The organism is Mycobacterium paraterrae (assembly GCF_022430545.2).
In the GTDB taxonomy this organism is placed as follows: domain Bacteria; phylum Actinomycetota; class Actinomycetes; order Mycobacteriales; family Mycobacteriaceae; genus Mycobacterium; species Mycobacterium paraterrae.
In genome coordinates this window covers 466,127-479,625 of sequence record NZ_CP092488.2, presented here as the reverse complement: position 1 = coordinate 479,625, position 13,499 = coordinate 466,127, and the positions used below count along the sequence as shown (strand labels likewise).

Annotated in this window: 10 protein-coding genes; 4 read left to right on the top strand and 6 right to left on the bottom strand. The window is 65.1% G+C overall.

Annotation, left to right across the window (positions count from 1 at the left end; genetic code table 11):
* Positions 1-110: 110 nt before the first annotated feature.
* Positions 111-1,307 (top strand): alpha/beta hydrolase, encoded by a 1,197-nt coding sequence (locus MKK62_RS02095; protein WP_240263867.1) that lies wholly within the window; start codon positions 111-113, stop codon positions 1,305-1,307.
* On the opposite strand, the gene cysC is transcribed toward MKK62_RS02095, so the two are convergent.
* The 4 genes from cysC to MKK62_RS02075 form a co-directional block, all read right to left on the bottom strand.
* Positions 1,304-3,175 (bottom strand): adenylyl-sulfate kinase, encoded by a 1,872-nt coding sequence (gene cysC / locus MKK62_RS02090; RefSeq protein ID WP_240262631.1) that lies wholly within the window; start codon positions 3,173-3,175, stop codon positions 1,304-1,306. The two genes, MKK62_RS02095 and cysC, sit on opposite strands and share 4 nt — an antisense overlap.
* Positions 3,175-4,092 carry a sulfate adenylyltransferase subunit CysD gene (gene cysD / locus MKK62_RS02085; RefSeq protein ID WP_240262632.1) on the bottom strand — a complete coding sequence of 306 codons (918 nt, stop codon included), beginning with the start codon at positions 4,090-4,092 and terminating at the stop codon, positions 3,175-3,177. The genes cysC and cysD overlap by 1 nt, the downstream gene beginning before the upstream one ends.
* Positions 4,089-4,892: a trehalose 2-sulfotransferase gene (gene stf0, locus MKK62_RS02080; protein ID WP_240262633.1), complete on the bottom strand. Its 804-nt coding sequence runs from the start codon at positions 4,890-4,892 to the stop codon at positions 4,089-4,091. The genes cysD and stf0 overlap by 4 nt, the downstream gene beginning before the upstream one ends.
* 86 nt (positions 4,893-4,978) lie before the next feature.
* Positions 4,979-6,565: a PucR family transcriptional regulator gene (locus tag MKK62_RS02075; RefSeq protein WP_240262634.1), complete on the bottom strand. Its 1,587-nt coding sequence runs from the start codon at positions 6,563-6,565 to the stop codon at positions 4,979-4,981.
* Between the two features lie 82 nt (positions 6,566-6,647).
* Here MKK62_RS02075 and pruA point away from each other — a divergent pair, with 82 nt between their 5' ends.
* On the top strand, positions 6,648-8,279 hold the full coding sequence (gene pruA / locus MKK62_RS02070) for an L-glutamate gamma-semialdehyde dehydrogenase (protein ID WP_240262635.1): 1,632 nt from the start codon (positions 6,648-6,650) through the stop codon (positions 8,277-8,279).
* Entirely contained in the window at positions 8,276-9,238 is a 963-nt protein-coding gene (locus tag MKK62_RS02065) for a proline dehydrogenase family protein (RefSeq protein ID WP_240262636.1), read from the top strand. Before pruA ends, MKK62_RS02065 begins: the two co-directional genes overlap by 4 nt.
* A 17-nt stretch (positions 9,239-9,255) precedes the next feature.
* Here the strand turns inward: MKK62_RS02065 and MKK62_RS02060 are convergent, their stop codons facing one another.
* On the bottom strand, positions 9,256-10,101 hold the full coding sequence (locus MKK62_RS02060) for a universal stress protein (RefSeq protein ID WP_240262637.1): 846 nt from the start codon (positions 10,099-10,101) through the stop codon (positions 9,256-9,258).
* 194 nt (positions 10,102-10,295) lie between these two features.
* Between MKK62_RS02060 and MKK62_RS02055 the strand changes: the two genes are divergently transcribed.
* Positions 10,296-10,955 (top strand): SRPBCC family protein, encoded by a 660-nt coding sequence (locus MKK62_RS02055; protein ID WP_240262638.1) that lies wholly within the window; start codon positions 10,296-10,298, stop codon positions 10,953-10,955.
* Between the two features lie 45 nt (positions 10,956-11,000).
* On the opposite strand, the gene MKK62_RS02050 is transcribed toward MKK62_RS02055, so the two are convergent.
* On the bottom strand, positions 11,001-13,412 hold the full coding sequence (locus MKK62_RS02050) for an HAD-IC family P-type ATPase (protein WP_240263868.1): 2,412 nt from the start codon (positions 13,410-13,412) through the stop codon (positions 11,001-11,003).
* Between the last annotated feature and the right edge of the window lie 87 nt (positions 13,413-13,499).

Here is a 13,499-nt window from a genome sequence, read left to right as displayed (position 1 = left end):
CGACGCATGAAACTGAAGTGACGCAAGTGTTTCCAGTGACCTGAAACTCCTGTGGTTAAGTGGTGGTCGTGAAGAATTTGTCAGCCGTGTTGGCTTCGCTGGCCGGCCTCATGGGCACGGCCAACGGCTACCGGCCGCTGAGTAAGCGCGGCTATCTCTCGATGTACGCGTTCAGTTTCGGGGTATTCGCGTCCGAGTTGCCGCTGCAGGTGATCGCCGCTCAGTTCGCGTTGCTGGCCGCGGTCACGCGAAAACTCTCGCCGCATGCGCGGAAGTTCAGCTGGCTGATATCGGCGCTGTCCTGGTTGGGGCTACTCAACCTGAACCGCATCGGTCAACAGTCGACGGTGCCGTTGACAGCGGCGCTGGACGCCGGGCTGGGTCCCGACCGCCGCACCCAGTCGTCGGACTTATGGAAGCGACCGGCGGGTGCGGGAACGGCCAAGTCACCGGGCGTGCTCCGAATGGCGCGCATCTACAGCGATTACGCGCACGACACCAACATCCCCTACGGCGAGCACGGCGCGCGCAATCATCTCGACATCTGGCGACGGCCCGACCTGGATCGCGGCGGCAAGGCGCCGGTGCTATTGCAGGTGCCCGGCGGCGCGTGGATGGTGGGAAGCAAACGGCAGCAGGCGTATCCGTTGATGAGCCATCTGGCCGAACTGGGCTGGGTGTGTGTCGCGATCAACTACCGGCTCAGCCCGCGGTCGACGTGGCCGGACCAGATTGTCGACGTCAAACGGGCGTTGGCGTGGACCAAGGAGCACATCGCCGAATACGGAGGCGACCCGGATTGGGTCGCGATCACCGGTGGCTCGGCCGGCGGGCACCTGTCATCGCTGGCGGCGGTCACGCAGAACGACCCGCGGTTCCAGCCAGGATTCGAGGACGCCGATACCAGCGTGCGGGCCGCGGTTCCGTTCTATGGTCTCTACGACTTCAACCGTGAAGAGGCGGTCCACCCGCTGATGGCGCCGATGCTCGGCAAGTACGTCTTCAAGATGGGGCGTCGCGACATAGCGGAAGCCTTCCGGGAAGCGTCGCCGATCAACCACGTATCTGCTGACGCACCACCATTTTTCGTGCTACACGGGACGAACGACTCGTTGATTCCCGTCGAGCAGGGTCGGGCGTTCAGCGCCCGGCTGCGTGAAGTCAGCCAACAGCCGGTGGTGTACGCCGAACTACCTTACGCGCAGCACGCTTTCGACATTTTCGGGTCGGCGCGGGCCGGCCACGCCGCGATTGCCGTCGAGCAGTTCCTCGCCGAGATCTACGCGAAGACCAAGGTTTTGGTCTAGCTCAACGGTCGCGGACTGCGCTTGTCGAGCAAAGCAATCACCTGCGCGGCCAGCTCGTCAGTGTCGGCGCCGGCGGTGTCGAGGACGAGGTCAGCGTCCTCGGGCGCCTCGTAGGGTGCGTCGACTCCGGTGAGACCTTTGAGCTCGCCACTGCGCGCCCGCTTGTAAAGCCCTTTCGGGTCCCGCTTTTCGCATTCGGCCAGCGACGTGGCGACGTGCACCTCGATGAAGGGCAGCCCGGCCGCGTCGTTGAGGGCGCGCGCGGTCTCGCGGTCCGATTTCAGCGGAGATACCAGCGACGCCAACGCCACCACACCGGCGTCGGCGAGCAGACGCGTCAAATGACCGACCCGCCTGATGTTTTCCGTGCGATCGCCGGGGGAGAACCCGAGATCATCGGAGAGGCCGTGCCGCAGATTGTCGCCGTCGAGCAGATACGCCGTTCGCCCGGACTCGACCAGCGCACGCTCCACCGCGACCGCGATGGTCGATTTGCCGGAGGCGGGCAGGCCGGTGAACCAAATTGTCGCGCCGGCCTGGCCGGTGGCCTGCCAGCGGTGATCGCGGTCCAATGCCGAGGGATGCCAACGGATGTCGGTGCGCGAGTGAGTGCCGGGCTTGATCTCGCGCGCCTCGATGATGGTGCCGGCGCCGACGGTGTCGTTGGTGGTCTCGTCGATCAGGATGAATGCGCCGCTGTCCCGGTTGTCGTTGTACGGGTCCGCGATGACGATCGAGCTGGTCCGTAGGGTGACGGTGCCGATATCGTTGAGCGCCAGCTCGACCGGCTGGTCGAGCTCGTCGAGCGTTTCGGGATCCAGCCGTGAGTGCAGCTCCTGCACGGTGGTGCGGACGCTGTTGCTGGTTTGCTTGAGTGCCAGCCGATCTCCGGCTCGCAGCGGAGTGTCGACGAACCAGCACACGGTCGCATGCAATTCGCGGGCCAGCACCGGCAGCGATGCCTCCTCGGCACCGCTGACCAGCACGTCGCCGCGACCCACGTCGATGTCGTCGGCCAGTTCGATCGACACCGACAGCGGCGCAACACCGGTGGTGCGCTCGTCGTCGAGCGTGTCGAGCGCGGTGACCGTCGAGCGGGTCCCGGCGGGCAGCGAAATTACTGGGTCGCCTACCGACAGCGTGCCTGCCGCCAAGCGTCCGGTGTAGCGACGCCGTTGCTCGTCGGTCGGCCGCGAGACCCACTGGATTGGCAGGCGCAATCGTGCCGGCTCGGCCTGCGGCGCAGTCAATTCGATGCTTTCCAGGTAGTCCAGCAGCGTCGGCCCGTGGTACCACGGGGTGTTCTCGGAGGCGTGCACGACGTTGTCTCCGAGCTTCGCCGCGATCGGAATCACAGTGATCTCGATGTTGCCCAGTCGGGCGGCCAGCTGCTGAAGTTCGGTCTCGACCTCGGTGAACCGTTTCTGGTCGAAGTCGACCAGGTCGATCTTGTTCACGGTCGCGACAAAGTGCTTGATGCCCAACAGCTTTGCGATCCGCGCGTGGCGCCGGGTCTGCCGCAGCACGCCGGCGCGGGCGTCGACCAGCAAGATAGCCACGTGTGCATTGGAGGCGCCGGTGAACATATTGCGGGTGTAACGCTCGTGACCCGGAGTGTCGGCGAGGATGTAGCTGCGGCTTTCGGTGGAGAAGAAGCGGTAAGCCACATCGATGGTGATGCCTTGTTCGCGTTCGGCGCGCAGGCCGTCGGACAATGCCGCGAGGTCGGCGACACCTTCCTCGTCGGTGACCGCTTCCAGGTGGTCGAGCGGCAGGCTGTCGGTGTCGTGCAGCAACCGTCCGATCAGGGTGCTCTTGCCGTCGTCGACCGATCCCGCGGTGGCGATGCGCAGCAGTTGGCGTGTCATCAGAAGTAGCCCTCTCGCTTGCGGTCCTCCATGGCGGCGGCGGAGGTACGGTCGTCGGCGCGCGTCTCGCCGCGCTCGGAGACCGTCGCCGCGGAAATCTCGGTGATCACTCCGCTGATGTCGGTGGCACGTGAACGCACCGCGCCGGTGATCGTCAGGTCGCCGACGGTCCGGTAGCGGACCCACTCCGTCGCGGCTCGCTCGTCCTCCTCCGGGCTGGTGTACTCCGACACGGCCAGCAGGATGCCGTCGCGTTCGAAGACCTCACGCTCGTGCGCGTAGTAAATCGACGGTATTTCAAGGCCTTCCAGCTCGATGTATCGCCATACGTCGAGCTCGGTCCAGTTGCTCAGTGGAAACACCCGGACCTGTTCACCCTTCTTGATACGGCCGTTGTACAACGACCACGGCTCGGGGCGCTGGGCGCGGGGATCCCACTGGCCGAATTCGTCGCGGAAGCTCAGGATCCGCTCCTTGGCGCGGGCGCGTTCCTCGTCGCGGCGGGCACCCCCGAACGCGGCGTCGAATTCGCCGGCCTCGAGCGCGTCGAGCAGCGTGCGGGTCTGCGCCCGGTTGCGCGACGCACGTGGACCCGGATCCGGTACGCGGCCTTTGTCGATCGATTCCTGAACCGAGGCGACGATCAGCTTGTGGCCGTGGTCGCTGACCCGGCGGTCGCGGAACTCGATCACCTCGGGGAAGTTGTGCCCGGTGTCGACGTGCATGACGGGGAACGGCAGGGGTAGTGGCCGGAAAGCCTTCTCCGCCAATCGAAGTAGGACGATGGAATCTTTGCCGGCCGAGAACAGCAGCACGGGGCGCTCGAGTTCGGCGACCACCTCGCGGATGATGTGCACGGCTTCGGCTTCCAGCAGCCGCAATTCGTCGACGTGCGTGGTCTCAACGGATGCGGTCACAGCGGCAACCCCTCTTTCTCGGCGTCTTCGCGATACCGGTCTACCCATTCGTCGGAACGCTTATCGGCCTGGCGTTCCAGCACCGGGTCGGGTGCCAGACCGCGATCCAGCCCCAGGGACTCGAGAATGTCACCGACCACCTGAGTGAGGTTGCGCCACAACACCGGATAGGGAATCTCCAGCGGCTTCACGTTCTCCTCGGCGAACCAGTTGCGCCAGCCCTCTTCCTGACCGCGCAGCATCGTGATCACGTGCGCGATGGCGCCCGCGTGGTAGGTGGCTCGGGCGTCGCGCACAGGGTCGGGCCGTCCGCGCCAGACCCGTGTCTGTACCGCTCGCCAGAACGACACCGCTTGCGACACCACATCCGGCCGGTAGACGTAGACGAGCAGTGGGTCTTGGCCGACGACGTCGCGGATCGCGGAGAGCAGTCCCTCGCCCGACCGATCAGGCAGGCCGGCGGCGCGGTCGAGCAGCAGCGGTGTCTGGTTCCACATCAGCTTGCCGCCCCACACACCGTTCGGGGTCCGTCCGACGGTGCGGATGTAGTCGCGCCAGATCTCCGGCGGGGCGAGGTCGGGCTTGCCCTCGTCGAGCGGGTCGAGCAGGCTCAGGATCGATTCGTCGTCGACACCGGCGAACCATTCGCGCGGTTGCGGCGACTGGCTGGTGGTCGGAAGGTACTGGAAGAACTCCTGGGGCTCGCCAGCCACACCCGTCGCGCGCAACGACTCCACGAGGAGGGTGCTGCCGCTTCGCTGAGAGGCCAGCACCAGGTACGCGGTCGGGTGATCTGTCACCAGCGCAGCTTAGCTGACGGAAAAATGTTGCCCCTCTTTCATTTACCGTCACGCTGAACATAACTGTTGCACGACTCCGCGCACATTTACGAGGCGCGTTCGGCGACCCGAAGTGCCAGCGACAGCAGCAACCGGACATCGGGGTCGTCCAACGACGATGTGAGGATCGTCTCGATCCGCCGGATCCGGTAGCGCACGGTGTTGGGGTGCACATGTAACTGCTGGGCCGCGCTCGCGACGTCGCCGAACTCATCCAAATACACCCGTAACGTGTGGGTCAGCATTGGGTCGCGAGCCTGTAGTTGCCGGACCCGTGGGTCGACCAGCCGCTCGTCGGCGCCCACCATCGTGACGATCTCGTCGAGCAAAACCGTCGTTCGGGCTTCGGCCAGCGATGTCACCGCTGGGAACGAATCAGGATGGCGCTCAGCACTATCGAGTACCCGGTCGATGTCCGCCCGGACCGACGCCAGCCCGTTCAGCCCGGCCAACGGCGCGGCGAGCACCGCCCGAAGCCGCACATTCAGCTCGGAATCCAGCGCGCCGATCGTGCCGCGGATCCAGGATTGCAGTGACGACCGCTTGGTGGTCTGCGGAAACACCGCATATACCCGCGACCCGCGTGAGCCGACCTGTGCGTCGGCGCGAAAAGCGTTGGCGCTGAGCGCAAGAACATCGACTAGCCGGTCGGACCGGGCTGACTCGGTGGTGTCGACGACGTCGAATCCGACCAGTGCGGCCTGACCGTCGGCGACCACACCGAGCTCGCGCGCGATTGTGGCCAGATCGACCGGTCCGCTGTCGGCCAGCCCGAGTAGTTGTTGGGCACGCAGAACCTGGATCGACGGCTTGGCGGTGAGCCTGGACATGATGCGGGCGGCCAGCACCGCGGCGCCGCGCAACATCTCCTCGGCATCGTCGGCCAGCGGCATCGACCCCTGCTGCACCCAGATACAGCCCGCGAACGCGGGGGCTCGACGGTCGTCGACGCTTCGCTGGTGGATGCCCACCGCGAGCCGCGGTCGCAGTCCCAACTCGGGTCGCTCGGGAACGCGTATCACGTCGCCGCCGGCGCGCAGCGCGTCGAAAATGCCCCACTGGCCTAGCCAGGTGAGGTGTTCGGGCGGCCCGGCGCGACCGAGGATAGACAACCGCCGCAACTCGTCGGCCTCGTCATTGGACGCCGAATAGGCCAACACATGGGATTGCTGGTCCTCGATGCTCACCATGCCGTGGATCCGGTCGGCCAGGGACTGCGCCAGCCCGAACAAATCGGTGCCGGAGTCGTTCTCGGCATCGCCGTGGTGTTCCAGGACGTGGTCGACCAAGCGATAGAGCCGCTCCCACCTGGCCCGGGGATCGACGGCCACCACCGCCGTGCCGGTCGCGACCGCACGAGCTATCAGCGCTGGGGAGGGTTCTTTGGCGAAGATCGCGACCGGGGCCGGGCCACGATCGATCCAGTGCTGCGCCTCGGTGTCGGCGACGCCGACAAGGAAAAACACGTCGGCCGAATCTGCGCCTCGCCCCACTCCGAGCCTCACGTCGTCGGCGTCGATCAGCGCGGCCGAGGCGACGGTCAGGTCGAGGCCCCGGGGCGCTTCGATCAGCCGGGCGACTGTCGTATCCAGGGCCAGCAGGAGTTGGCCGAGCCGCACTCCTCCGACGTCCATGTTGTCCGATCGTACTAGCCAAGCACTTCGATCTTGTCCGATCAGCCAAGACGATGCGGCGTTCGCACTGAGATCCTGAGACATGGACGCGATTACTGACGTTCCGCAACCCGTCAACGAGCCGATCCACGACTACGCGCCGAACTCGCCCGAGCGGACTCGGCTGCAGACCGCGCTTGCCGAGTTGGCCGATCACCCGATCGAGCTGCCGCACGTCATCGGCGGCAGCCACCGCATGGGCGACGGCGACCGCGTCGACGTCGTGCAGCCGCATCGACACTCGGCCACGCTCGGCACGTTGACCAACGCGCAGCACCGCGATGCCGCTGCCGCCGTCCAAGCGGCGTCCTTGGCTCGAACAGCCTGGGCAGCAACGCCATTCGACGAACGCGCGGCGGTCTTCCTGCGAGCCGCCGAATTGCTGGCCGGCCCATGGCGGGAGAAGATCGCCGCGGCAACCATGTTGGGCCAGTCGAAGACCGCTTACCAGGCCGAGATCGACGCCTCCTGCGAGACGGCGGATTTCTGGCGTTTCAACGTCGACTTCGCGCGGCAGATCCTGGCGCAGCAGCCGCGCAGCGCCCCCGGCGAATGGAACCGCAGCGACTACCGCCCGCTGGACGGATTCGTCTACGCGATCACACCGTTCAACTTCACCTCGATCGCGGCGAATCTGCCGACCGCTCCGGCGCTGATGGGCAACACGGTGGTGTGGAAGCCGTCGGTGACACAGTCGCTGTCGGCGTATTTGACCATGCAGCTACTCGAGGCGGCCGGTCTGCCCCCTGGTGTGGTCAACATGGTCACCGGTGACGGTTACGCGGTTTCGGAAGTGGCACTGGCGGATCCGCGACTGGCCGGCATTCACTTCACCGGATCGACGGACACCTTCCAGCATCTCTGGCGGCAGGTCGGCACGAACATCGAGCGCTACCACAGCTATCCGCGACTGGTGGGGGAGACCGGCGGAAAGGACTTCGTGCTGGCCCACCCGTCGGCACGGCCAGACGTGGTACGTACCGCGTTGATTCGGGGGGCGTTCGACTATCAGGGACAGAAGTGCTCGGCGGCGTCGAGGGCGTTCATCGCGCACTCGGTCTGGCAGCGGATGGGCGATGACCTCCTGGCCGCCACCGCCGAGTTGCCGTTCGGCGACATCACCGACCTGACGAACTTCGGCGGGGCGCTGATCGACCGGCGAGCTTTTGCCAAGAACGTCGCGGCCGTCGAGCGCGCGAAGAGCACATCCGGCGTCACGATCGCCGTCGGCGGTGAGTACGACGACAGCGAAGGGTATTTCGTGCGTCCGACGGTGCTGCTGTCCGACGACCCGACCGACGAATCCTTCGCCACCGAATACTTCGGCCCACTCCTTTCGGTCTACGTCTACCCCGACCACGATTTCGACCGCGTGCTCGACATCATCGACACCGGCTCGCGTTACGCCCTGACCGGAGCGGTGATAGCCGACGATCGCGAAGCGGTGTTGACCGCCGAGAACCGACTTCGCTTCGCGGCCGGCAACTTCTACATCAACGACAAGCCGACGGGCGCGGTGGTGGGCCGGCAGCCGTTTGGCGGATCCCGTGGGTCGGGCACCAACGACAAGGCCGGTTCGGCGCTGAACCTCCTGCGCTGGACCTCTGCACGCTCGATCAAGGAGACGTTCGTTCCGGCAACCGACCACAACTATCCGCACATGGTGCCGCAATGACCGGCCTGTTTTCCAAGACGCTGCGGCCGGCGATCCTGGCCGCCAGTCGTTCGCATGGATTGCAGCACACCGCCGAACGGCTATCTGTCACCCGCAAAGTCGTCCACCGGTTCGTACCCGGCACGACTCTGGCGGGCGTTCTGGAAAGTGCCGCGGCACTGCGTGATTCGGGTCGCCTAGTCAGCATCGATTACCTGGGTGAGCAGGTCACCGACATCGAGGGCGCCAACGCCACCGTGTCGGCTTATCTGCATCTCCTCGACGCGCTGGGTCGCCGGCCAGACGCGACCCGGGAGGGCGTGCGGCCACTTGAAGTGTCGCTGAAATTGTCGGCGCTGGGACAGGCGCTGAACCACGACGGCGAGAAGATTGCGCTCGAACACGCCTACCGGATCTGTGAGCGCGCGGAACGGATCGGTGCGTGGGTCACGCTGGACGCCGAGGATCACACCACCACCGATTCGACACTGTCGATCGCCGCCGAATTGCGCACCGACTTTCCATGGCTGGGTGTCGTGCTGCAGGCCTACTTGCAACGCACGCCGGGTGACTGCGAGCAGTTCGCCGCCTCTGGTGCGCGCGTTCGACTGTGCAAAGGCGCCTATGACGAACCCGCATCGGTGGCCCATCGCGACGCTGCCGCGGTGACCGCCGCTTATCTGCGCTGCCTTCGACTGTTGATGGCCGGACCCGGATACCCGATGGTGGCATCGCACGACCCTGCGGTGATCGACGCGGTTCCCTTGCTCGCTCGCGAGACCGGTCGAACGGCAACGGACTTCGAATACCAGATGTTGTACGGCGTCCGCGACGACGAGCAGCGTCGGCTGGCGGCCGACGGCAATCGGGTGCGGGTCTACGTGCCGTTCGGCACCCAATGGTACGGCTACTTCATGCGGCGGCTGGCGGAACGACCCGCCAACCTGACCTTCTTCATGCGCGCGTTGGCGCACCCGTAGCGGAGCAAGGACCTTCTTCAGCGTGCGACAATCACGGTGAAATCGCTGTGGCGCAACGCCGGGTCGGCGGCTGGACTTATGAGCTTGCGCAACTCGTGGACCGCGGTGGCGCCGACGACGGCCACCTGAACGGACGCCGCATTGTCGGCGAGGTAATTGAGGAACGGTCCGTACTTGACGACGGTGCGCACCGTCACGCGAGGATAGTGCGGACTCCACAGCGCCGCGTAATGATCCAATACGTCGTGCTTACGGCGTTCCTGTTCGGTGAGGGCAGCGTCGTCTTGAAGGTCTTCCAACCCAGATCGCCACGCCATCATCAGTACCAGCGGTGCGTCTCGTCGCTCGGCTTCTTCGAAGCCTCGCTGGACGGCGAATTCGTCGTCGAGTGATCCGACGACATAAGCGACCACTGAGCGCTTTTCGTCGTGATGGGGCATACCTCCTCGGACGACGGCGACCGAGCAGTGCGCGTGCTGGATCAATTCGGTAGCGGTAGAACCGAATCCCGCCGGCGATAGCCGGCCAGCCCCGACGTCACCGACACAGATCAGCTGCGTCGACTTCGAGGCTTGGACCAGCATCGGCACCGGACGGCCTTCGACGATCTCCATTTCGATTTTCACCGCTTGGCCCATTGCGACGACCGCGTCGTAGGCGGCGTACACCGCGGCCTCACCGGCTTCGAACGCTGCGCGAGTTTCGGCCCGACTTGCGCCCGAGTTCAAATCCCTCACATAGAGCAGCCGCAACGGGACGTCGGTGTCGGCGACCTCGTCGACCGCCCACTGAGCGGCTCGAATGGCTGCGTCCGATCCGTCGATACCAACAATCACCGACTTCGGAGCAAACGAATCCAGCATCAAATCTCCCGATATCTCGATGATGTGAAAGGCTCTCGACAGCAACGCTATTGCGCGGTGCGAGGCCGACGTAGGAGGAGATGGTCCTGAACTGAAAGGTATTGATACCTTTTCGTCCGGTGCCCCTGGGGCTTCAGCGGCACCGAGGACCAAAGCCTCTCGTGACAGAGCGCTGAGTTGCGCAGACTGGCGTCATGTCTGCGTCGACTCAATTCACCAAGATCGCGGTAGTTGCGGCTTTGCTCTATGCCGCACGCCGGTATTACCGCAACTGGGGAACCACCAAAGGCGAGTGCAAAGCACCGTTGCCGGGCGACGAGATGCTCGGTGAGCCGGCTATCCAGGTGACCGAAGCGATATGGATAGATTCGCCGCCGGCGATCGTCTGGCCGCTGCTGCTACGCATGGGGCTGGGACGCGGCGCTCGTGGCAGCCGATTCGCGCTGGAGAACATGGCGGGCCTTCGGATGCACGAATCCGAGCGCAGCGGTCGGGAATGGAAGCCGCTAGCGGCCGGAGACACCCTGCGTCTCAAGCCCGATGGCTGGATGGGGCTTCGTGGCGGGCTGGCCTTCAGGGTCGAGGCGGTGACACCCGAACGTGACATCGTGCTCAGCGCTGTCGCGCCAGCTCTGCCGAACGTGGTGTGGTCATTTCGCCTGCAGTCGCAGACGGCAACCCATACGCGGCTGTTGGCCCGGGCTCGGGTCGGCCTGCGGCACCCGGGTGAGGTTGTTGTGGTCGAACTTGCGCGGCCCGCCATTGCTCTGTTGATCCGGAAAGTGTTGTTACGCATCAAAGATCAGGCGCAACGGCAGAGCGAAGACCTCGCGGCCGTGCAGATTGCCGACTAACCCCTCGATCCCGGAGTCGAAGGGTATTCGACGCTTCGTAAATGGTTACGCCGATCGCTGCCACAAGTGCGCCTTGACCCCGCCCGACGAGCGCTGCATCCACCACCACGCCTCGACGACAGCGGCACCCGCCACCCCGATGCCGACTGCGGTGGCGGTCAACGCGACGTTCGACGGATCGATCGTCAAGTGGCTTCTCGCGAAGGAACTGCACAGAATCGCCAGGTACGCCCCACCCGACGACGCGACCAAGGCCACCTTCCACCAGGTGTAGGGGCGGGCGACCGTTGCCAGCACCCACACCGCGATCACCAGCAGGGTGATCAGCGCCGAGGTCGAAGCTTGCACCTGGCGGATTGAGACCTCCGTGTTTCCCTGCCATGCCAGCAGGTAGCACGCAAAAGTTGCGACGCCGGCGACCGTGCCGTTGGGCACCGCCGCCGTCACCACGCGGCGCACGAAACCCGGGCGCGCCTGTTCGTGGTTCGGGGCCAGCGACAGGATGAACGCGGGGACACCGATGGTGAACCATGCCGCGATGGTGACCTGGATGGGCTCGAATGGGAACATCGGCGACCGGAAGCCCGACCACCGCGCCGCGACACCGCAGAGTCCTACCAGCAGGGCCAGCAGCGCGGAGTACACGGTCTTCGTGAGGAACAGATTGGCTACCCGCTCGACATTGCCGATCACGCGGCGGCCTTCGCTGACGACGATTGGTAACGACGCGAAACTGTTGTCCAGCAGCACGATCTGAGCAACGCTGCGCGAAGCGGGACTGCCCGCCCCCATCGCCACGCCGATATCGGCGTCTTTGAGTGCCAACACATCGTTCACGCCGTCGCCGGTCATCGCCACCGTATTGCCGCGCCGCTGCAACGCGCGCACCATCGCACGCTTCTGGTCTGGTCGCACTCGGCCGAAACCGGTGTAGTGGTCCATCGTTTCGGCAAGTTCGTCGAGGTCAGTCGGCAACGTCCGCGCGTCACACGTCTGTCCGTCGAGGCCGGCGAGCGATGCCACCGCGCCGACCGAGGCGGCATTGTCACCGGAGAGGATTTTGACCGAAACGCCTTGCTCGGCAAAAAAGCGCAAGGCGGCGTGAGCATCCGGTCGGATCCGCTGCCGCAGCGTGATCAATGCGACGGGAGTAAGGCAACCCGGTGCATCTGGATGATCGACGGGAATCGGGCTGGATCCGAGCAGCAGTACCCGAAATCCCTGCGAGCCTGCGGCTTCGGCCTGCTGTGCGGCCTCGGATGAGGGTTCCTGGAGAACGTCTGGGGCACCGAGAATCCAGTTGCCGTGTTTTGCGAAGGAACATCCACTCCATTTCGTCGACGACTTGAACGGCGCGGTCGAAGTGACGGTCCAACCCGGCGGATGGGGATATGCCTGAGCGATCGCCTGCATGCTCGCGTTCGGGTGGGCGTCGCGCGCCGCAAGCGACGCAAACACGTCGACAATGGCGTCGAGCGCGATACTCGAGTCGAGCTGCTCTAATCCTGCGACCTGCATACGGTTCTCGGTCAGTGTTCCGGTCTTGTCGGAACACACCACGTTGACCCGGGCCAGGGCTTCGATCGCCGGCAACTCTTGCACCAGACACCGGCGCTGGCCGAGGCGAATCACGCCGACGGCGAACGCTATTGACGTCATCAGAACTAGGCCTTCGGGGACCATCGGCACTAAGGCGCCCACGGTGCGGAGCACGGATTGCCGCCAGTCGGCGTGTGTCGTGAACAGCTGCGTGTAGATGATCAGCAAAGCGGTCGGTATCAACAGGTAGGTGATGATTCCGAGAATCTTGTTGACGCCCGCCTGAAGTTCGGACTTGGTCAAGGTGAATGCGCCGGCCTCGAGGGTCAACTTTGCGGCGTACGCGTCACCTCCGACGTTGGTGGCGTGATAGGCGCCGCTGCCTGCGACGACGAAACTGCCCGACATCACCATGTCGCCAGTCTTTTTCAGCACTGGGTCGGCCTCGCCGGTCAGCAGTGACTCGTCGACCTCCAGCGCGGAATCGTGGACCACCATGCCGTCCACCGCAATTTGTTCACCGGGCCCGAGTTCGATCACATCGTCGGAAACCACCTCCGCCGGCGGCACTTCGCGCGCCTGGCCGTCGCGGCGTACCACCGGCTTGGCCTGCCCGACGATGGTCAGCCTGTCCAGCGTCAGTTTGGCCCGCAGCTCTTGCACGATTCCGATGACGCTGTTGGCGACGATCAGGAGGCCGAACAGCCCGTTGATCAGCGAGCCGGTCGCGACCACCACGATGAACAGCACGGCCAGGATTGCGTTGATTCGCGTGAAGAGGTTCGCCCGGACAATGTCGGACACCGCGCGTGTCGTCCGGCGGGGAACTGTGTTGACTTTGCCTTCCGCGACGCGTTGCGCAACCTCGGCAGACGTCAAACCGGCCGCCGGCGACGCGTTCGTAGTTGACGTCCCTATGGGCGCGCGATCAGACGTGGTGCCTCCCAATGCCGTACGCCGGGGCGAGTTCCACAGGTTGTCGGAAATACTAGGTGTGCGGCTTTT

Bases quoted from the DNA above. Each gene is read 5' to 3' on its own strand.
- MKK62_RS02095 (WP_240263867.1), top strand. From the start codon at position 111: ATGGGCACGGCCAACGGCTACCGGCCGCTGAGTAAGCGCGGCTATCTC.
- cysC (WP_240262631.1), bottom strand. From the start codon at position 3,175: ATGACACGCCAACTGCTGCGCATCGCCACCGCGGGATCGGTCGACGAC.
- MKK62_RS02075 (WP_240262634.1), bottom strand. From the start codon at position 6,565: ATGGACGTCGGAGGAGTGCGGCTCGGCCAACTCCTGCTGGCCCTGGAT.
- pruA (WP_240262635.1), top strand. From the start codon at position 6,648: ATGGACGCGATTACTGACGTTCCGCAACCCGTCAACGAGCCGATCCAC.
- MKK62_RS02065 (WP_240262636.1), top strand. From the start codon at position 8,276: ATGACCGGCCTGTTTTCCAAGACGCTGCGGCCGGCGATCCTGGCCGCC.
- MKK62_RS02060 (WP_240262637.1), bottom strand. From the start codon at position 10,101: ATGCTGGATTCGTTTGCTCCGAAGTCGGTGATTGTTGGTATCGACGGA.
- MKK62_RS02055 (WP_240262638.1), top strand. From the start codon at position 10,296: ATGTCTGCGTCGACTCAATTCACCAAGATCGCGGTAGTTGCGGCTTTG.